At 53.6% G+C, this 20,159-nt stretch carries 13 protein-coding genes, 1 tRNA gene and 1 pseudogene; 3 read left to right on the top strand and 12 right to left on the bottom strand.

Features of this window, described 5'->3' with window-relative positions; genetic code table 11:
* Positions 1 to 70: 70 nt before the first annotated feature.
* The 9 genes from WFO64_RS07470 to WFO64_RS07430 form a co-directional block, all read right to left on the bottom strand.
* Positions 71 to 1,348 (bottom strand): NAD(P)/FAD-dependent oxidoreductase, encoded by a 1,278-nt coding sequence (locus WFO64_RS07470; RefSeq protein WP_337010325.1) that lies wholly within the window; start codon positions 1,346 to 1,348, stop codon positions 71 to 73.
* A 10-nt stretch (positions 1,349 to 1,358) separates the two neighbouring features.
* Positions 1,359 to 2,027 (bottom strand): haloacid dehalogenase type II, encoded by a 669-nt coding sequence (locus tag WFO64_RS07465; protein ID WP_337010323.1) that lies wholly within the window; start codon positions 2,025 to 2,027, stop codon positions 1,359 to 1,361.
* Between the two features lie 28 nt (positions 2,028 to 2,055).
* The gene (locus tag WFO64_RS07460) at positions 2,056 to 3,525 is read right to left on the bottom strand and encodes an aldehyde dehydrogenase family protein (RefSeq protein WP_337010321.1); all 1,470 of its coding nucleotides are present in this window, start codon (positions 3,523 to 3,525) and stop codon (positions 2,056 to 2,058) included.
* 444 nt (positions 3,526 to 3,969) lie between these two features.
* A complete protein-coding gene (locus WFO64_RS07455; RefSeq protein WP_337010319.1) occupies positions 3,970 to 5,427 on the bottom strand; it encodes an NAD-dependent succinate-semialdehyde dehydrogenase in 1,458 nt (485 codons plus the stop codon).
* A 159-nt stretch (positions 5,428 to 5,586) separates the two neighbouring features.
* The gene (gene cbl / locus WFO64_RS07450; protein WP_337010317.1) at positions 5,587 to 6,546 is read right to left on the bottom strand and encodes an HTH-type transcriptional regulator Cbl; all 960 of its coding nucleotides are present in this window, start codon (positions 6,544 to 6,546) and stop codon (positions 5,587 to 5,589) included.
* 1,509 nt (positions 6,547 to 8,055) lie between these two features.
* A complete protein-coding gene (gene nac, locus WFO64_RS07445; protein ID WP_337010315.1) occupies positions 8,056 to 8,973 on the bottom strand; it encodes a nitrogen assimilation transcriptional regulator NAC in 918 nt (305 codons plus the stop codon).
* A gap of 454 nt (positions 8,974 to 9,427) precedes the next feature.
* Positions 9,428 to 10,453, bottom strand: coding sequence for an ABC transporter permease (locus WFO64_RS07440; protein ID WP_337010529.1), 1,026 nt, complete (start codon positions 10,451 to 10,453; stop codon positions 9,428 to 9,430).
* A gap of 23 nt (positions 10,454 to 10,476) precedes the next feature.
* Complete coding sequence (locus WFO64_RS07435) at positions 10,477 to 11,961, bottom strand: sugar ABC transporter ATP-binding protein (protein ID WP_337010314.1); 1,485 nt, start codon at positions 11,959 to 11,961, stop codon at positions 10,477 to 10,479.
* A gap of 32 nt (positions 11,962 to 11,993) precedes the next feature.
* Entirely contained in the window at positions 11,994 to 12,917 is a 924-nt protein-coding gene (locus tag WFO64_RS07430) for a sugar ABC transporter substrate-binding protein (RefSeq protein ID WP_337010313.1), read from the bottom strand.
* A 505-nt stretch (positions 12,918 to 13,422) separates the two neighbouring features.
* Between WFO64_RS07430 and WFO64_RS07425 the strand changes: the two genes are divergently transcribed.
* A tRNA-Asn gene (locus WFO64_RS07425) sits at positions 13,423 to 13,498 on the top strand.
* A gap of 15 nt (positions 13,499 to 13,513) precedes the next feature.
* Positions 13,514 to 13,792: a hypothetical protein gene (locus WFO64_RS07420; RefSeq protein ID WP_337010311.1), complete on the top strand. Its 279-nt coding sequence runs from the start codon at positions 13,514 to 13,516 to the stop codon at positions 13,790 to 13,792.
* A gap of 1,347 nt (positions 13,793 to 15,139) precedes the next feature.
* Here WFO64_RS07420 and WFO64_RS07415 read toward each other — a convergent pair.
* On the bottom strand, positions 15,140 to 16,228 hold the full coding sequence (locus WFO64_RS07415) for a YncE family protein (protein ID WP_337010309.1): 1,089 nt from the start codon (positions 16,226 to 16,228) through the stop codon (positions 15,140 to 15,142).
* 216 nt (positions 16,229 to 16,444) lie between these two features.
* Here WFO64_RS07415 and WFO64_RS07410 point away from each other — a divergent pair.
* A pseudogene (locus WFO64_RS07410) lies at positions 16,445 to 16,715 on the top strand (DDE-type integrase/transposase/recombinase); the annotation flags it as partial.
* Positions 16,716 to 16,920: 205 nt separating this feature from the next.
* Here WFO64_RS07410 and WFO64_RS07405 read toward each other — a convergent pair.
* Together WFO64_RS07405 and WFO64_RS07400 are read right to left on the bottom strand one after the other, a co-directional pair.
* Complete coding sequence (locus WFO64_RS07405) at positions 16,921 to 17,775, bottom strand: fimbrial protein (protein WP_337010308.1); 855 nt, start codon at positions 17,773 to 17,775, stop codon at positions 16,921 to 16,923.
* Entirely contained in the window at positions 17,760 to 20,120 is a 2,361-nt protein-coding gene (locus tag WFO64_RS07400) for a fimbria/pilus outer membrane usher protein (protein ID WP_337010306.1), read from the bottom strand. The genes WFO64_RS07405 and WFO64_RS07400 overlap by 16 nt, the downstream gene beginning before the upstream one ends.
* Between the last annotated feature and the right edge of the window lie 39 nt (positions 20,121 to 20,159).

Raw genomic sequence — 20,159 nt, 5'->3', positions numbered from 1 at the left:
AATAGTCAGGCGAACCGGGGATCATTTTCTGGCGGGGCTGGCAACCTGGTAGCCAGCTCCCGACGGGACGTTATGAAAGGCGATCCTTTGCTTTGTAATAGAGTCCTGCGAGCGGTAAAAACCATGGCTTGCCGTGATAACCGGGCAGCGCAGGCCATGCGTCGCGCTGCCAGGGATTTTCAGTGTGCTTGTCGGCCAGCAGATCGGCCATCACCCGCCCCATCCACACCGACATCTGGGTGCCGTGGCCGCTGTAGCCCAGCGAATAGAAGAGGCCATCCTGTTCACCCGCGTGCGGCAGACGGTCGGCGGTCATATCGACCATGCCGCCCCAGCAATACTCTACCTGCGCCCGGCCAAGCGCTGGCAGCATCTGCGTCATCGCATGGTGCAGGATTTCGCCGCTGCGCGAATCAGACGTCGGGTTGCTGACCGCAAACCGCGCCCGCCCGCCAAACACCAGCCGGCGATCGGCCGTCGTGCGGAAGTAGTTCCCGATGTTCAGCGAGGTCACGTAGGTACGATCATGGGGCAGCACCTGGCGCAGCAGCGCCGGGTCGAGCGCTTCAGTCACCACAATAAAGCTCCCCACCGGCACGATGCGGCGCTGAAACCAGGGAAAAGGGCCGACGTTGGAGCAGCCGGTCGCCATCAGTACTTTATCCGCCAGAATGCTGCCCCGCGCGGTGTGTATTCGATGCTGATAGCCCTTCAGTCGTTCTAACTTTGTCACGGTGTGGTGCGGGAAAATCTTCGCGCCGCTGTGGGCGGCAGCCTCGGCCAGCCCGACGCCGAACTTACCCATGTGCATCTGACCGCCGCGCTTCTGCAGCAGGCCGCCGTGGAATTCGTCGCTGGCAATCTCGTCGCGCACCGCCGCTTTGTCGAGCAGTTCGATCTCCGGGTCAACGGTGCGGCGCATCAGTTCATATGCCTCGCGCAGCCCGGCCACATGCGATGCTTTGCTGGCGAGCTTGAGCTTGCCGCACAGACGGAAATCGCAATCGATTTGTTCATCCTGGATCAGTTGCTGAACGTAGCTCACCGCCTCGTCAAATGCCCGGTAAAAGCGGCTGGCCTGCTCCAGACCCTGACTCGCCACCAGCGAGGCAAAATTTTGCGCCACGCCGGTGTTGCAGTGGCCGCCGTTGCGCGCCGAGGCCTCGCTCATGACCTCCCCCTTCTCCAGCAACACCACGCTGATGCCGCTTCGCGCCAGGTTAAGGGCTGCCGAGACGCCCGTGAAGCCGCCGCCAATCACCACCACCTCCGCCTGTGCAGGCAGCGGATCGCGGGCGGCACCCGTAAAGGCCGGAGCGGTGGCCTGCCAGAACGATTCCAGTTTCATGGGGTGTTCCTCAGAGTCCGACGACGCCAGGCAGGCCGCCGATATCTTTGATTTCGGTGTACTGGTAGTACGGGTTCGCCGGTTCATGACCGCGATTGACCCAGACTTTGTTTTTGATGCCGAGATCGTGGGCAGTCATCAGGTCATAGCGGAAGCTGGAGGAGACATGGAGAATCTCCTCCGGGCCGCAGCCGAGCGTCTCCAGCATGTACTCAAAGCCCTTCATCTGCGGTTTGTAGGCGCCCGCCTCTTCAGCCGTGATGGTCAGGTAGATTGGCGCGCCCAGACGCGGTTCGTGATGCGGGATCAGGTCTTTCATTGAGTTGGTCAGCAGCACCAGCGGAAATTCTTCGGCGACTTTTGCCAGCCCGGCGGGCACATCAGGATGCGGCCCCCAGCGGGCGCAATCGGTGTAGATAAAGTCGCTATCGGCTTTGTCCCACTTAACGCCCCACTTGTTGCAGGTGCGCTGGATAGCATTGCTGACCACGTCGTAATAGGGTTTCCATGCGCCGAGCACCTCATCCAGCCGGTAGCGGGAAAAGTCGGTGGTAAAGGCGAGCATTGCGTCCGGGTCGACGCGGTCGCTGAAACAGCGCTGCGCGGCACCCGACATATCGAAGCGAATCAGCGTGCCGTAACAGTCGAACGTGATGAATTTCGGTTTAAACAGTGCCATGTAACACCCTCGTCATTGTCAGTTGCGCTTAGAAATCGATGAGTACGCTTTTCTGGCGCTGGCAGGCCTGAAACGCCTGACGCCCTAAATCTTTACCAATGCCGGAGCCGAGAAAACCGCCGGTCGGAATGATGAAATCGCCGGAACGGCCATAGCGATTGATCCAGACGGTGCCGGCGTCAATGGCGCGCATCGCCCGCAGCGCACGCGGCAGACTTAGCGTGTGGACACCGGCACAGAGGCCATAGGTATCATGGGCGGCCATCGCCAGCCCCTGCTCTTCCTCATCAAAGATTTGCACCGTCAGCACCGGACCAAAGATTTCCTGCTGGACCGCCGGATTATCCTGCGCCACGTGACTCAGCAGCGTCGGCTGCCAGAACCAGCCGTTACCGGTGTCAGCAAAGCGTTCTCCGCCCACCAGCACCTCTGCGCCTTGCGCTTTTGCAGCTTCGATGACCGAGCAAACCTTGTTGCCCTGGCGTTCATCGATCAGCGGCGCGTATCGGCTGCCCTCTTGCCAGGTGACGCCCGGTTTGACTTCCCGGCAGAGCTGCGCCAGCCGCTCAATGAGCGGATCGGCAATGCTGCGCTGTACGATAAGACGGGTGCCCGCCACGCAAGCCTGGCCGCCGTTGGCGGTAAAGCCACGCAGAATGCGCTGGGCCAGCACCGCCAGGTCGCCGGCATCATCAAACACCAACTGCGGACTCTTGCCGCCCAGCTCCAGCGTCACCGGTTTCATGCCGTGCTGCGCAGCATCGCTCATGATGCGTGCGCCGGTCAGGGTCGAGCCGGTAAACGAGACTTTGCGCACCAGCGGATGTTTGACCAGCGCGCTGCCGGTGACGGCCCCACTGCCCTGCACAATGTTCAGCACGCCCGCCGGTAAGCCCGCCTGGCACGCCAGTTCGGCCATGCGTACGGTAGAAAACGGGGTCAGTTCAGAGGGTTTCAGCACCACCGCATTGCCCGCTGCCAGCGCCGGTCCGCATTTCCACGACGCCATCGACAGCGGGAAATTCCACGGGGTAATCGCAGCGATGACGCCATAAGGTTCGGCAATCAGCATACCGAGGCTGCTGTCTCGGGTGGGAAAGAGATCCCCGCTGTATTTGTCGGCGCATTCGGCATAGAAGCGAATCGCTTCGGCGGTAAACGGGATTTCGTGCAGCACCACGTCGCTGATTGGCCGCGTTGAACCCAGCGCTTCCAGCTGGGCGAGCAGCACGTCCTGCTCAATCAGATCAGCCCAGCGGCGCAATACGCGTCCGCGCTCACGCGGCGCACAGCCGGACCAGCCGCTGCTTTTGAGCGCCTGATGCGCCACCGTAACAGCCTGATCAACATCCTGCGGCGTGGCATCCTGCAGCGTGGCATAGACGCTGCCATCCGAGGGCCGTTTCACCGCAAAGGATGCGCCCTGGGCCTGGCAATGCTGGCCGCCAATATAATGGCCAGCCGGAAGAGAAACTTTTTCAGGGTCGAAACTTAACATGGAAAAATTCCTTATTTGTTACACCCGTCACGTGCTGGCTTATTAGCGTTTTCACAGCCGTTTTCTGCGCTGTTAATAAGCTAATGCAGAAAGTATGCCAGCCGGGCAAAAAATAAAAATGCGTTTAAAACAGCGCAAAAAAATTTTCTGCCGTATTGCCGGGTGATTTTTTGCGGAATTGCCGAACAATTAAACAGATGATTTACTTCACAAAATTTATGCGCTCTGCTGGTGCAACCTGCATGAATATTGCACCAAAGCGGATATTCAGTGTCAGGCTGCTCATTTCGGTGATCATGACCCGCCGATTTACTGACCCGCCTTACCGCCCAGATAACATCTTTGCTTTTAAAGACGATTATTTGACGCCGGTAAATTCTCACCCGGCGTCAGGCAAAAAAAACGCCAGCCGGATTGCGCGGCTGACGCTTTATTCTTTTTTAATCACAGACTGCCAATGTGAAATGTTTTCTGTTCCAGATATTCATCAATTCCATAGCGGGAACCTTCCCGGCCAATACCAGAGAGTTTCACACCGCCGAACGGTGCAACCTCCAGGGAAATCGCGCCGGTATTAAAGCCGACCATGCCAAACTCCAGCGCTTCGGCTACCCGCCATGCCCGCCGGATATTCTCGGTAAAGAAGTAGGCTCCCAGGCCGTAAGGTGTGTCATTCGCCATCGCTATCGCTTCATCTTCCTCATCAAAGATAAACAGGGGCGCGACTGGGCCGAACGTCTCTTCATGAGCAATGCGCATTGTGGCGGTGACCTCGCCGAGCACCGTGGGCGGCACAAAAGTGCCGTTGTCCTGGCGGATGCCGCCGGTCAGCAGCGTTGCGCCCTGGCTGAGTGCATCATCAATGTGACCGTTCACTTTCTCCACCGCGCGACTGTTGATTAGCGGGCCAATGGTGCTGTCGGGTGCAAATCCATCGCCCACTTTCAGGGTGGCGACGGCCTCCAGCAACCGGGCGGTGAAACGCGGATAGATGCTGCGCTGCACCAGGATGCGGTTAGCGCAGACGCAGGTTTGCCCGGCGTTGCGGAACTTGCTGAGCATCACCCCCGCCACCGCAATCTCAATATCCGCATCATCAAACACGATCAGCGGCGCGTTGCCGCCGAGCTCCAGGCTCAGGCGCTTGATGCTGTCGGCGCTCTGTTGCATCAGCAACTGCCCGATGCGTGTTGAGCCGGTAAAGGAAATTTTACGCACCGTGCGGCTACGGGTCAGCGCCGCGCCAATCTCCGTGGGCAGGCCGGTGAGCACCTGTAACACCCCAGACGGGAACCCGGCACGCTCTGCCAGCACCGCCAGTGCCAGCGCCGAGAGCGGCGTTAACTCAGAAGGTTTAACAATAATCGGGCATCCGGCGGCCAGCGCAGGAGCGACCTTGCGGGTGATCATCGCAATCGGGAAATTCCACGGCGTGATGGCAGCGGCAACGCCCACCGGCTGTTTTAGCACCAGAATGCGACGGTCGTCGCTGGGCGCGGGAATGGTGTCGCCGTAAATGCGGCGCGCCTCTTCCGCAAACCATTTCACAAAACTGGCCCCGTAGAGCACTTCGCCTCTGGCTTCCGCCAGCGGTTTGCCCTGTTCGGCGGTCATGATGATCGCCAGGTCGTCAGCATGTTCAATGATCAGCTGATGCCATTTTTCCAGCAGCGCGGCCCGGCTGGCATGGGTGGTTTTGCCCCAGCTGATGCGCACCGTTTCCGCATACGCTATCGCCTGCTCGGTTTCCGCATGCCCCAGCGCCGGAATAGTGGCCAGCGTTTCGCCCGTGGCGGGATCGGTAACCGGCAGCGTGGCACCCTGATGCGCATCCTGCCAGCGTCCGGCAAACAGCGCCTGCTGGCGCAGCAGATCGCTGTCTGTAAGTTGTAGTCGCGACATAACATCCCCTTGTGGTCAACTGATTCCACTTTATCGCGCCGGGTCAGCGCAGGATGTTGTTGTGCGGGGTGAGAAAGGTTGCTAAGCGAGTTTTTCGCGGTGATTTGAAATTTTATGCCGTGCAGCAACGAGGCGCATCCGGCGGGATGCGCCCGCGCTTTAAATCTGGAAGTCGATAACCGGTTCGTCGTCATTACTGTAGGAGAGCGCCTGGCGTTTGATCTCCTCCAGCGACAGGTTGGCATTGCAGAGTTCCAGGAACTGCCAGACGTAGTTACGCTGCAGCTGACCACGTTTGAGGCCGAGCCATACGGTGCTGGCATCGAACAGATGCGTCGCGTCGATGCGTACCAGCTCTTCACTCTCTTCGGTTTCACACGCCTGATCGGCCAGTATCCCGACGCCCAAACCCAGTTTGACGTAGGTTTTCACCACGTCGGAGTCCTGAGCACTGAGCACGATATCGGGTTTTAAACCCGCCGTCTGGAAAGCACGGTCAACCCGCGAACGGCCGGTGATACCCTGCCGGTAGGTGATAAGGGGAAAGCGGCTGAGGGTACTCAGTGAGACCGGCTGGCTCTGCACCAGCTCATGCCCTTTTGGCACCAGTAGGGCGTGATGCCAGCTAAACCAGGGGAACGCCGCCAGACTGCTGTTGTTGACCAGCATTTCACTGGCGATGCCGATGTCCGCTTCACCCGCCAGCAGCATGGTGACAATTTCCTGCGGCGATCCCTGATTGAGTTCAAGCCGGACATTGGGATAGAGCTGACGAAATGCTTTGATCACTTTCGGCAGGCTGTAACGCGCCTGAGTGTGGGTGGTGGCAATGGTCAGGATGCCGCTGGTTTCATTGGTAAAGACATCGGCCAGCCGTCGTACTTTTCCCGCTTCATCCAGGATGCGTTCGGCGATCGTCAGCAGCGCTTTGCCCGGTTCGGTCATTCCCAGCAGTCGCTTGCCACGACGGATAAAAATCTCAACTCCGAGTTCATCTTCCAGGTCACGGATATGCCGACTCACTCCCGACTGGGAGGTAAACAGTGTATTAGCGACTTCCGTTAAATTAAATTCACAGCGCGCCGCCTCGCGGATGATTTTAAGCTGCTGGAAATTCACGATATTTACCTCTCTTTACCTAATCTGATTCTCTGATGTTAAGAATTATTATTGATAACCGGAAATACTAAAAAATTTAGCTTTATGACTTCAGGGAATAACGAGGTGAAATTGAAGTTGCGCGGACGCGCGCTGAAAAAGGTTTTGTTCGCTGCGCGAACCGGCGCCTGGAAGGATTAAGTTCGCTGCGCGAACGGGCTGTGAAAGGGGTTCCGTTTATGCGAAGGATGGCGTGAGTGTGTTCGCTGCGCGAACGGGCTGTGAGAGGGATTTCGTTTTTGTGAAGGATGGCGTGAGTGTGTTCGCTGCGCGAACGGGCTGTGAGAGGGTTTCGTTCGCCTGGTAAGTCAGGCAGTTTCAGACTCGCCGCTGCAGGCGACCGACAAGGGGGCGCCAGTCGCCGCGCCCCCTTGACCCCCGGCTCCGGCCTGCATCACCCCCGCTTCGCGGTGCCTTCGCGTCTTCCGGGTTTCTCACGGAACGGCGGGACGCGCCATCCCTGGCGCGAACCCGCCTCTTCGCGACATCCCTGTCGCTCGTCCTGAAATCCCTCATCCGCTCAGCGGCTCTGACGGCCTCCCCACCCCCTCGCTGTTATTTCTTCTTTTTGGGTTGAGTACTTTATCGCTGTGGATATCGGGGATTGCCTCTGAATTTCGCCTCAGCAGACGGAATGGCATTCAACCCCATCCGCAGTTATCCCGTTTTTCAGGTCACTGAGATTGTCGTGGTGAACTTCCGGAACTGAACGTGGTTTTCGGGCCACCAGAAACTCTCCACCAAAGAAAACACAAAACAATCACCGGCTGGGGTCTGCCAGAGGCATCCGCAGCGCTGAGGAACAACCGCAGGCCAGGATGAGCCGACAGGACGTCGGCGAAAGGAAGGCACGCGCCAGGGATGGCGCGTCCGGGCGGTCCGTCGGCCGCAGGGCGTGACGAAGGCACCCCGCTAAGCGGGGCGCGCAGGCTGCCGGACGCCGGGATTGTTAAGGGGCGGGCGTCCGCCCCTTGACGCGACCGCCTGCACAGGCAACCTGAAACGCCCCATCGCCTGGGCGTAACCTTCTCAGTGCTAACGCGCGGCTAAATGACCTGACACTCCCCACCTCGCGGGCGAACCCCGCTCCGAATAAACCCGCTGCGAAGCGTATTCCCTCAATCTCCACCCGCGTTCAGCGGCCTGAATCCCCCGGAACGGGCTGAAAACCCACCGGCTGGGGTCTGCCAGAGGCATCCGCAGCGCTGAGGAACAACCGCAGGCCAGGATGAGCCGACAGGACGTCGGCGAAAGAACGGCACGCGCCAGGGACGGCGCGTCCGGGCGGTCCGTCGGCCGCAGGGCGTGACGAAGGCACCCCGCACAGCGGGGCGCGCAGGCTGCCGGACGCCGGGATTGTTAAGGGGCGGGCGTCCGCCCCTTGACGCGGCCGCCTGCTCAGGCAACCTGAAACGCCCCATCGCCTGGCGGGCGTAACCCGCTCAGTGCAGCCCGCTGCTAAGCGCCCCCTTAACCCACTAACATCAACTCGCGCTCCTCAGTCAGCGGCTTATTCAGCAGTGACAGCAGGATATTTTTCACGGCCTGTGCAGAAGGCGACAGCGGCAGCCGGGCAGAGATGTTCAGCGACAGCGGCAGGCTCAGCGACGGACTGCTGATGCGTGACATCCAGGCATCGGTGGAACCGACCAAAGCACGGGCGGCGGATTCAGGTAATACGGTCACACCCATGCCGCTGGAAATTGCTGAGGTCAGAGTTGAAATCGATTCAATCTCACCAATGATGCGCGCACTCAGGCGACGCAGTGAGAACGCCTCATCAACCCGCTTACGCACCGCGCTGTAGTCGCGGGGTAAGAACAGACTCATCTGCGCCACATCAGCCAGATCGACGCTGGCACCGGGGTAATCCGTGGCACCCACCAGAAAGAGATCCTCTTTCATCAGCGGCATACTGTTGATGCCGGCAGTGGGTGCGCGGTCATACAGCACCGCCATATCCAGCTGACCGTTCATCACTTTCTCATTCAATACGCTGCCACTGTTTTCGTGCAGATAAACCAGCACTTCCGGAAATTGATCACGAACGTTCTGCAGCAACGGCATGGTCAGCGCTGATGCCGCTGTGCCCGGAGCCAGACCAATCGACACCTGACCGCTCAGCACCTGACCGGCGTTGATGACCGCAGTCTGGGCCTGCTCACACTGGCGCAGAATGGTACGCGCATGACCATAGAGAATCTTACCGGCTTCAGTCGGCGTGACGCCGCGTTTGGTGCGGATCAGTAACTGCTGATCCAGTTCATTCTCCAGCGTCGCGACCTGCTGACTGAGTGCAGGCTGGGCGATATGCAGCACTTCTGCTGCCTGCGTCAGGCTACCGATATCGACGATTTTCACAAAGTACTTCAGTCGTCTTAAATTCATCTTACCTCCGTCACTCACCCCGAATAGCGAAATGGGTCTGATCCAATCGCCCTGATAACGGAGATTTTGCAAGATGCAGGCCAGGTTTAAACGACTCACGTCATCCGCCAGCCAGATTTATCCTAACGGCCCGGAAAATAAGCGTTTCTGATTACCTCGTAAGGGTTAATAAGCATGGGGAATAACTCAGCAGACTGAATGATGCCATCAGGCGCACTGTGGCAGTGCAGATGCTGCGAGTCAGACGTGCAGAAAAGTGATGGCAGGCTGTACGATTTTAGTGCAGTTGAAACACGTTGCACCGGTTAAAGGCCAGCATGGCCTGAAGATCCTCGTGACGAGACGGCCAGCAAATGTAACCGCTATCAGCATGATTTCTTATTGCTGGCCAATGCCAGATGATAAAACAGGCGTTGCCCTCTCACGCATCCGTAAGAAGGCCAGCGCCTGCTGATTAACGTTTTTTGCGGTTACGGTGCATGTCGATGGAGACCGCAGCCACGATGATCATCCCTTTGATAATGTCCTGAATGTAGGCATCGACACCGACGAAGGTAAATCCGCTTTTGATCAGGCCAAGGATGACTGCGCCAATTAATGTGCCGGTGATACGACCCACGCCGCCCATCAGACTGCTGCCGCCGATAACGGCTGCCGCAATTGCATCCAACTCGTAGGACATCCCCATGCTCGACTGGCCGCTGCTGACGCGCGCCGCCAGTACGACTCCCGCCAGGCCAGAGAGCGCGCCGGCAATGGTGTAGACAATAATCAGATACTTATTAACGTTGATACCGGAAACTTTTGCCGAGGTCATGTTGCCGCCGATGGCGTAAACATATTTACCGTAGCGGGTATGTTTCAGGGCGATGTGGAACAGCAGCGCCACCACCAGGAAAATGACTACCGGCATGGCCCCCTGTCCGATTGAGGTAAAGCCGTCAGAAAGAAAGCTGATCGGATTGCCCTGGGTGTAATACTGCGCCAGACCGCGTGCCGAAACCATCATGCCCAGCGTTGCAATGAATGGCGGGATACCGGTGCGGGTAATCAGCACGCCATTGACCACGCCAGCCAGCAAACCAACGCCGATACCGGCCGCGATAGGGATCACCGCAGGCATATTTACCAGTGACGGATACATGGGCGACAGACTGTCAGAGGTCTGCGCCAGGCTCGCGGCCACCACCGCCGCCAGAGCGATAACTGAACCGGAGGAGAGATCGATACCGGTAGTGATAATGACCTGGGTCACACCCACGGCGATAATCCCGATAATCGCCACCTGCAGCACTATCAGGATCAGACGGTTGGTGTTGAGCAGGAAAGATTGGTCACGCACGTACCAGCCGAACATTTCAAAAATCAACGCAATCCCTACCATCACGACAAAAATGCCGGTGTCTTTCGGCAATTTATGACGCAGAGTGGCAAAAAAAGAGGGTTGCTGCGGGGCTGCCGGGGTGGCAGTAACTTTCATATTGCTCATAGTGGTCTCGCGCCTCACTCGGATGCCAACGACAGAATGGTTTCCTGATCGGCTTCTTCTTTATCAAGGATGCCGGTTATACGCCCGCCGTGCATGACCATCACCCGGTCGCTCATGCCGAGAATCTCCGGCAGTTCAGAGGAGACCATGATGATCGCCACGCCACGGTTGGCAAGTTCACTGATTAAGCGGTAAATCTCCGCTTTCGCGCCGACGTCGATGCCGCGCGTCGGCTCGTCCAGAATCAGAATCTTCGGTTGTGCCAGCAGCCAGCGGGCAATCAGGACTTTCTGCTGATTACCCCCACTGAGGTTATTGATGATCTGATCCATGGTCGGGGTTTTGATATTGAGGCGTCGGATTTGGTCCATGCAGTCCTGCGCCATCTTCACATGGCTGACAAAACCGCTTTTTCCGCTGTATTCCGGCATGTTAACGATGCTCATGTTCTCCATCACCGACAGCACCAGAAACAGCCCGGATTTTTTACGGTCTTCGGTGAGGAACGCCATGCCCTTTTCAATCGCCGTGGAGGGTGAGTCGATCGTCACCGGTATGCCATCAATTAAGATCTCGCCGCTGTCGAAGCTCTCCATGCCAAACAGGCTCTCCATTACCTCGCTGCGACCGGCCCCCACCAGTCCGGCGACGCCGAGAATTTCACCCCGGCGGACACTGAAACTGACGTCGGTGAAACGATCTTTGCAACTGAGATTGCGAACCGTCAGCACCTCTTCACCGATTGCGTTGTTGAATTTCGGGAACAGTTGAGTCAGTTCACGTCCCACCATCTGGGTGATCAGCGACTGGCGGGTATATTTCGCCGTCTGATCGCTGGCAATCCAGCTGCCGTCACGGAAAATGCTCAGTTCGTCGGTGATGGTGAAAATTTCATCCATCTTGTGGCTGATGTAGATGATCGCTTTGCCCTGCTTCCGCAGGTCGCGAATAATGGTGAACAGATGCGCCACTTCGGTTTCCGTCAGCGCGGAGGTAGGCTCATCCATAATCACGATGTCTGAATCCCAGGAGACCGCTTTGGCAATCTCAACCATTTGCTGCGACGCAATGCTCAATTCGCCCACCATCCGATCGGCTTTCAGGCGGATATTCAGGCGGTTCAGCAGTTCCTGCGTCACCTGATTAAGTCTGGCGTGATCCACAAAGCCAAACTTCATCGGCTCGCGGCCCAGCCAGATATTCTCAGCAACGGTCATGTAGGGCACCAGATTGAGTTCCTGGTGAATCATTGAAATACCGGAACGCAACGCGTCCATGGTGTCCTGAAACTGCACTGGCTCGCCTTTAATTTTGATGGTGCCCTTATCGGGACGATACATCCCGATAAGGCACTTCATTAAAGTGGATTTGCCGGCACCATTTTCGCCCATCAAGGCATGCACCGTTCCCGGCCGCACCCGCAACGACACGTTGTCGAGGGCTTTTACGCCGGGGAAGAACTTGCTGATGCCTTCGGCTTCAAGCGCAAACGCGTTCATACATCACCTCCGTACAACTGGGTCGGGAACGATTAATTCAGGTTACTGCGGGTAAACTGATCCATATTTTCTTTGGTAATCAACTGGTAAGGAATGTTGATCACTTTCTGGACTTTCTCGCCTTTAACCAGTTTGATCGCTGTCTGCACTGCGCCCTCACCCTGCCCCTTCGCATCCTGGAAAACCGTGGCGACCATCTTGCTCTGCTTCAGCATTTGCAGCGCATCCGGTGTACCATCGACGCCAGCAATCAGGATTTTGTCCGGGTTTTTACCCAGCGCCTGCAGCGCACCGATCGCCATTTCATCGTTGTTCGAGGCGATGGCATTGATCTCATCACCGGCCGTCATCCAGTTACTGACCACGTCGACTGCGTCGTTACGGTTGAATTTAGCGGTCTGTTTCTGAACAATTTTGATGCCCGGAAATTTAGCCGCTACCTCTTCCACCCCTTTGGTACGGTCGCGGGTGGATTCATTTGCCAGGTCACCCATCAGAATGGCGACGTTGCCTTTGCCGTTCATTGCTTTAGCCAGCGCTTCCATCTGCAAGCGTCCGGCCAGTTCAGAATCGGAACCGACATAAGCCATTTTGCCGGTCAGTTCAGCCTGTGGACGGCGGTTCACAAAGATCAGCGGGATACCCGCTTTGCTCGCCTGATCCATAATCGGTTTCACCGCGTTGGTATCGACCGGGTTGACAATCAGGGCATCCACGCCCTGACCGATAAAATTTTGTACCTGCTGCAATTGCTGTGAAACGTCGCCCTTCGCATCCTCAACCTGTCCTTTAACCGCATCTTTCTGCATCTCTTTTTGCATTGAGCTGCGCAGGATGGTCAGAAAGTTGTCATCAAACAGCGCCATTGAAACGCCGACCGAGATATCTTTTGCCATAACCGCTGCGGGTAACATGCAGGCCAACAGTGAGGCGACAATCGTTTTTTTAACGTTCATAGAAACCCTTCTTATTCGTTAACTTGCTTAGCGGCTGTGACGGCGAATGAAAAATATCTTTTACATTCACCCAGCCAGTCTGGTGTCTGTTTCGGGACAATCGAGGTTGGATTTCAGGTTATGGCTATTAATGTGATCGACCACTCCTTTTCACAATCATCTGATCTACAAAGATTTAGTTTAAAATTACCGTTTCACTTTCTGGGATTAATGACGACCGTGATGATAAGCAGTTTATTTATTCCATATAATAACTTTTTGAAATTTTTATCATAAAAGCACTGAAACGGTTGTTTTAACATCGGCAAATAACAAAACTTTGACATGCCTCTAACATCTACGGAGAAATGCCCGTAAAGTGAGATCCTGTTGGCAGTTTGTATAGCCAGTAGAATTGGGAAAAAATCGCCAATCCGCTGCTTTTACGCGCATTTGAACGCAATTCGTTAAACTGGTCTTTGACAAGCGGGATCTGCGCCGCTACTATTCGCCCCGTTCAAGCGATTCCTCTGTAGTTCAGTCGGTAGAACGGCGGACTGTTAATCCGTATGTCACTGGTTCGAGTCCAGTCAGAGGAGCCAAATTAAAGAAACCAGATGTCTACTGACGTCTGGTTTTTTGCTTTCTGGCAATCTGTTATCCCTCTTCAGTCGTTCACCCTCGTTCACTCCAAGCCATCCCCTTTTGCTGGTCTTTGCAGACAGAGCCAAGGCCTGCGACGGGTGAAACCAGACCACGATTCTGACCAGATAGTTGAAACACCCAGCGTTTTCTTCAACGATGACAATGAAGCACTAATTGCCCCATTAACCTTATTCACCATCATTGCGCTGCTGGCAGCCAGACAGAAACACCAGCGATACCGCCAGTGGTAAGACGTGATGTCCTTTCGTTTATTGCTCGAAGATGTAGTCAGATTTATTTCCCCCGATCTGATCACTCTTGCCCGCAGATTAGGGCCCACTCTCTAATCAATGGATAGAATTTAATTATTTTGTTATATCGTTTAAATCGATTGATAAAAAACAAAGGATAGCGATCAACTACAAACTATCGATCGATAAAAAATATCGATAAATTCCGGGTTCATTACCGTGGTATATATCACGTTGCCTCTTTTTATCTGCCAGATTTAACCTATCTGAGCAGGTTTGTAATGACACAAAAAATATGTTCATTACTTTATTCTAAGACTGAACAACTTACCCCCTGGCGTTTATAGGTATTTTTTTAAAACCTGACGTCGTGTTTATCACACAATAAATATCAGACAGAAGCAATCCTCATCGTTAAGTGATGACGGGGAATACCGTGATTATTGCGTTGTCAGGATTTACCAGTTTATAATGCGAAGATATTTTTATACTTATCCCGGTGAGTGAATACCAATGAACGTTAAAATGCGTGTGCTTTCATCTGGTTTACCTTTCTGAACGGACAATACCCACCTGGTTCATCATCTCCTTTATAAAATGCGCCTTCCTAAAAAGGGATAGTAACCTCAATGAACCTATCCAATTTTTCTTATTTTTCATCAGCGACTGATAAAACCCGAATATATCTTTCTCCAGCTTATTTGTGTTTTATGAAAAAATCTTTCTTTCTCTGCATTAAATTGCCTGGTTTTTATTTCTGAAATAACAACCACCTTGTTGTTAATGTTTTTCATTGAAACGTCACGTGAGGCCAGGCTGTTCGATCCCTTTTTCAACATCGCGGATAGCGTCTTTAAACTCGTCCGGGTATAAAAAATGAGTCAGTTGCGTCATACCAATCCTGGCTTTCCCCTCAGGCTCCTTCACGTTAAAGTGAATGATGATTTTCTTCGGATGACGTTTCCGCCCGATTGATTTGAAACAGCATCAGATCCTTGCTGGTTAGGGCTAAAGATATCGGTTTTGATGCGGGTGAGCGGCGAAACAGAGCAGAGAAAACGGTTGGATAACCGACCAAAACAGGGCAATCGTTCAGTGAAGCCCTGCAAAGCGTACCGTAATAAGAAATTGAATATATTGAATATTTTTGCAATGCCAGATTAAATACGAGGGTAAATATAACACGATCATTTTAATGCTACTCATAGCAGGAGAAACAGATGAAGTTCGAGTCCAGTCAGAGCGCCAGCATTAGAAAAGCCCGCTCAGGGAAACCTGAGCGGGCTTATTGCTTGGGTCGCAAGTCGGGTGATTCAACTGACGAACATGTTAGGGTTTAACGCGCAATTACGGCAGCGCGATACGGGCAATCTCGTCAGTGCCTTTTGTGGAGGAATCTTTATTAAATTCCGCTTTCAGGGTGACAAACAGGGTGTTGTTATCTGCCCCTATCAGCAAGCTGTTGGGATTTTTGTCGAATGACCAGCTGTTCTTAACCGCATAGGTGGTGGCATCCAGCTGCAGCACTTTCTTCGATTCGCGCTGGCTGATGTAAAGCTCATTACGCTTAGCGTTGAACTTAATACCCATTGCATCGCCTTCAATACGCTTAATGACCTTGCCGGTGCGCTCATCAAAGATCAGCGTGGCTTTGCCTTTGGAATCATCTGTGACAAACAGGCGACCGGTTTCTGGATCTTCCGCCATGTTCAGGAACAGATACTCTTTGCCATCGCCTGCCGTCCAGCGCTTCTCTATCTTGTGAGTACGCGGATTAATCACCAGAATTTCACCGGAGCCATTGGCCGCATAAATGCGCTCAGTCAGCGGTGAGTAAAGGATACCCGTCACCCATTTTCCTGCGTTTTTGATCTCGGTTTTCAGTTTAAAGGTTTTGGTGTCAACCACCGAGATATAGCCCGGTTCAGCCACGCGACCCACATAGAGTTCGTTGCCATGCCACAACACTTCACGCGCACCCGCCGGATAGCCCTCTTTACTGATTTTGCCCGGGAATACCAGACGCTGTAGTACTTTGCCGCTCTTTGCATCCACTTTGGAGACGGCGCCATCCAGCGAGTTGGTGGTATAGAACACCAGCCCTTCTTCATCAATCGCGGTACCGAAGTTTTTCATGTCGGTATGTGTTTCACCCTGGGTGGCCAGTGTGGTGGGATCGAGACGGTAGATCATGCCGCCGTTTACATCCTTAAACGCCTGCGCACTGGCAACAAACAGCGCTTTTGATGCAGGGGAGTAAGCCATTTCATACAGACCATCACCCAGGACACGCTGTGTTACGGCGGTATTGCCCGGTTTTGGCGCTTCCACGGCTGGCGCATCGGCTTTTTTCGCAGGTGCCTGACACGCTGTCAGGCTAAAGGCAGTGGCAACCGCCATGGCAACAGCGGCTTTGCGAGGACTTATCGATTTCATGCAGAACTCCGTAGGGGAATAAAGGGTTCCGGGCCGGTCTGGTCGGGCCGAATAAAGAATGAGAATCATACTCATTAACAGTCAGTAAGCAAATCACAACATGATTTTCCCTGATCGTTCGATGCTTCATCACGACCTTAACATCCTGACTGCCTTCTATTTTTGCGGTTCTGTCGCACTAAACCGGGGTCAGGTAAGATACTGTTTTTTATTGTAAATATCGCAGCGTTGACCGCGATCAATGCCGACAAACCTGACGAAGAAAGTATCACAACCAGGCAGAACAAATATCTGAACAGCCTTGCGGAGCAGGATCACCGGAACATCAAATTACGAACGTGACCGATGCCGGGATTCAAATCATTCCGGTGGGCACAGACCCTAATGGCGAGTATTGAGCGGGTAAACATGATCAGTAAAGGGCAGCTTCATCATCCAGCTGGCGAAGGATTGTCGTCAGCAGAACGTTTATCTGCTGGCTGTCTGAAAAACAGGCAGCTCAGATCTCATCATCTTGACTCCGTTAACGCGACAGAGCCTCTATCAAGTTCGGGTCATAGATAATGGATTTTTATCTGCTCAGAACACTGAAGAGAACAAGGAAATCATTGGACACTGGCTGAATATAACAGCCGGTGCCACATGACCCCCTGAACAACCTGATGCCGAGGAAATCCCGGCTGAAGAGCTGTTTAACGCATGGTGAGCATTACCGTTGCACTGGTGTTAATGTTACCCGCCTGCGCCTTTTCACCAGGAATACGCAATAAAACGGCACTAAAAGTGCTGTCATTCAGAGGGGTTACTGCCTGATAACCGAGTTTAATCTGTTTGCCCGCAGAACTTTTCAGGCTTATGCCGATACCGTTGAGATTAGTGCGCATCGTGTTTTCCTGATAAATCTCGCCCGCATAGCTGAAAGACACCAGTACGTTACGATAGTCATCGCTGCTGCTGCAGCTGACCGGCAGAGAGAACGCCTTTACTGCCAGCTGATCGGCACCCGATTTCAGTGTGACGTCAGGGAACCTGACGTCAACCCGTTGAGCCGTAAATGAACATGGCATACTGTCTATCCGCAGACTGTTCATCGTCAGCAGTACACTTCGTGATTCACTTTGCAGCTGCATCAGCGTACCAGGTGCATACAATCCACCACGGATCCCCCCTGTGGCATACAGCCGTAAACTATAGTGCGCACCCGCTAAGGACCTGGTCTGTCCCGCTACCAGACAGTTTTCTCCTTCCTGCTCGCACACGCTAAAACCAATCCCCGGGATATCCGACTGGTAAATACCGCGCTGTTGATCCAGGAGCGGCGATGTGGTCACCATTTTTAGGCTTCTGGCATTTTGCCCGAAGGCTGCATAAACATTAACTGATACCGTCTTTAGCAGCGAGAGCGGCTGGGTACGATTGGTCACCCGGAGCGTACCGCCGCCAATATGAATACTGCTTACCAGTCCCACTGACCGCTGAGCAGCATGTATCTGCGCCGCCTGCGACAGCAGTAAAATGGCCATTGCTTTTTTTAATGTAAATCGCATACGACATCCCATATAAATTGATTATCTTTTTTAACCTGAGAACACATAATATTTTGATTATTCTTATTGTAATGAAGCGGCCACATGTCATCTGTAACGTTGACATGCGCAACGCCGCCGCCTGAAATGATCCCCACCATCCTGCCATTTACGCTATACAGTGCATTACCGAAAGGTATGGCATTCCCCTTCTCGTCCATGAGTCGAATAAACTGCTTCTGCTGAGCGTGTGCGGCAAAGTCCAGCTCAACGATGGCACCAGTGCGCGGCGTAGCAGAAAAAATTTCCTCAGGAATGTCGATATTTTTATTTTTACTGTTATTTATCAGTGACTCTTCATTATGATGATAAGCCGTAATGTCTGGAACAAAGGCGTTTCCTCTGGAGTCCGTACGCACGTCCTGCTCGTTCTCCACGGAGAGTTTAGATACGTGATCGGTATGCACCAGCGCGGCGGCATTGCCCATTCTCTGCCCCAGGGTCAGGCCATGACGATGGATAATAGCGGCCCCCAGAATACCGAGCGTCAGCCGCTGTCCCTCATTACTAGTCTGGAAGCTGCCGGTGCTATTGCCAAACTCGCTGAGATAATTGAGGGTAGAACTAAACTGTTTCCCGCCCGTGCTACTCTGCATATTGACGTCATAACCCAACTGACGCTGCTGCAAAAGATTGCCTGTCAGCGCCACCTGTTGAGATTGATTCTGCTGACCGGCTGTATTGCTGAGTGAAAGATAGTGATATTTTTCACGGCCCAGCGGGATGGAAATCGTTACGGAAAAGGTTTTGTCATCACTGCCATCAGGCCTGCGCTGATTGTCGATGCTGCTGATCAGGGTGAAGTAACTAAAATCGTAATTCAGGCTGCTGCGGACATCGGTGGATGCTGATCCATTCCAGTTAGTCTGCTGTGAAACAATGAGTGCCAGATTTCCGAGACCCACCGCCTGCTCCAGTTGTATGGAAGCCTTTTTGCGGAAACCGTTTTCAGTGCGTACCTGCACAGAATGAGACGCATCGGTGAGTTCAGCATAGTTTACTGATGTCTGCTGTTCATAGCTGGCAGAAAGGTAGGTTTTGGTCAGGCTAAGTTCGCGATTGATACCGATTTTAAATTTTTCTGCACGCTGTGTCCCGTCTTCAGCCAGCGAATTCTGGCTGAGATTTACGATACCGTACATAGCGCCAACATAGCGCGCGTTCACTCCGATACCGACAGAGCTATTAGCATAATTCTCCGCATACATCAGGCCGCCCAGCAGAGTCAGATTACTACTGATACCGTATTGCATGTCGCTTTCAAGCAGAGAAGTTGTTTTCGTATAGGTGTTTCTGATTTTCCCCACATCAAGAGCATATTTGAATACATCTATGGGCATCAGCATTTCGATATTATTGTATGGCTGATAAAAAATATGCTCGCTGCCGTTTGCTTCGCGTACAGTGACTTGCAGATCGCCTGCGCCAGACATCGCCGGGATATCTTTAATCGAGTAGGGACCCGGTGTGACGTTGCGTGTGGCAATAACGTAACCATTTTGACGGACGATGATAGTTGCATTGCCGCTGGCAATACCGACTATCGCTGGCATATATGATTTCTCTTCTGAGGAAAACATTTCCATGTTTGAGGCGAGCGAAATCCCGCGCAGCGGCAGGCTGGAAAAATAAAGCCCTGAGGTGTTAAAGTCACCCGCCAGTGCTGTACTGGATAATGCATCTATATCATGACGGACATAGGAGGTACTGCTGCGGTAGGTCAGATTTTGCTGTTTGCTCCTGTCGAGATAGCCGCTATTGCGTAGCTGAAACTCGCCAAGATTAATCCCGTTTTCCAGGGTGCCTGAAACGTTTTGCTCATTCGCCACACCCTGGGTACGGGCCTGGTCGTACTGCAGTGAATAATTCGTGAATGCGGCATTAATTCCATAATCCCATTCATCTTCGCTGGCTACATCATCTTCCGTAGATTCTGAAAAATTTTTCTGCGGTACGGTCAGAGAAATAGTTTGTTCACCCTGATCGATATCGACCTTACTGTGTGGGAAGTAAAAGTCCAGTGGTAGCTTAGCGGATTTATTTTTGAGGTGCTTAAATTTTAATCCCCATTCTGCCAGCTGCGCAGTCGTAAATAATGGCAAAATTTTCCCCTGATATTCTCCTACAGAAATTTTCGTATTTCTTAGCGGCTTTTCATTAATGATCAACTGAAGATCATATTCACCCGGAAGTATATCGTTGCCTTTATTAAACCAGCTGGCGTCAACGGCAGCATTACCTTTATTCTCCAGCAGGGAGAGATCATACTGATCGGCCCCCTGCGCAGAAAAGCTGATCGCCAGCATAATAGCAGAAAAATGGAATTTGCACCTGAACATAACTTA

Source organism: Pantoea sp. AS142, from assembly GCF_037152305.1.
Taxonomy (GTDB): domain Bacteria; phylum Pseudomonadota; class Gammaproteobacteria; order Enterobacterales; family Enterobacteriaceae; genus Pantoea.
Note: the sequence above shows the minus strand (reverse complement) of the source record. Positions and strands in the feature narration are given on the sequence as shown.

What these genes read in the sequence shown, in the direction of transcription:
- WFO64_RS07430 (WP_337010313.1), bottom strand. Translation starts at nt 12,917, where the DNA reads ATGAACGTTAAAAAAACGATTGTCGCCTCACTGTTGGCCTGCATGTTA.
- WFO64_RS07465 (WP_337010323.1), bottom strand. Translation starts at nt 2,027, where the DNA reads ATGGCACTGTTTAAACCGAAATTCATCACGTTCGACTGTTACGGCACG.
- WFO64_RS07420 (WP_337010311.1), top strand. Translation starts at nt 13,514, where the DNA reads ATGTCTACTGACGTCTGGTTTTTTGCTTTCTGGCAATCTGTTATCCCT.
- nac (WP_337010315.1), bottom strand. Translation starts at nt 8,973, where the DNA reads ATGAATTTAAGACGACTGAAGTACTTTGTGAAAATCGTCGATATCGGT.
- WFO64_RS07440 (WP_337010529.1), bottom strand. Translation starts at nt 10,453, where the DNA reads ATGAAAGTTACTGCCACCCCGGCAGCCCCGCAGCAACCCTCTTTTTTT.
- WFO64_RS07435 (WP_337010314.1), bottom strand. Translation starts at nt 11,961, where the DNA reads ATGAACGCGTTTGCGCTTGAAGCCGAAGGCATCAGCAAGTTCTTCCCC.
- WFO64_RS07470 (WP_337010325.1), bottom strand. Translation starts at nt 1,348, where the DNA reads ATGAAACTGGAATCGTTCTGGCAGGCCACCGCTCCGGCCTTTACGGGT.
- WFO64_RS07400 (WP_337010306.1), bottom strand. Translation starts at nt 20,120, where the DNA reads ATGCTGGCGATCAGCTTTTCTGCGCAGGGGGCCGATCAGTATGATCTC.
- WFO64_RS07415 (WP_337010309.1), bottom strand. Translation starts at nt 16,228, where the DNA reads ATGAAATCGATAAGTCCTCGCAAAGCCGCTGTTGCCATGGCGGTTGCC.
- WFO64_RS07455 (WP_337010319.1), bottom strand. Translation starts at nt 5,427, where the DNA reads ATGTCGCGACTACAACTTACAGACAGCGATCTGCTGCGCCAGCAGGCG.
- WFO64_RS07460 (WP_337010321.1), bottom strand. Translation starts at nt 3,525, where the DNA reads ATGTTAAGTTTCGACCCTGAAAAAGTTTCTCTTCCGGCTGGCCATTAT.
- WFO64_RS07405 (WP_337010308.1), bottom strand. Translation starts at nt 17,775, where the DNA reads ATGCGATTTACATTAAAAAAAGCAATGGCCATTTTACTGCTGTCGCAG.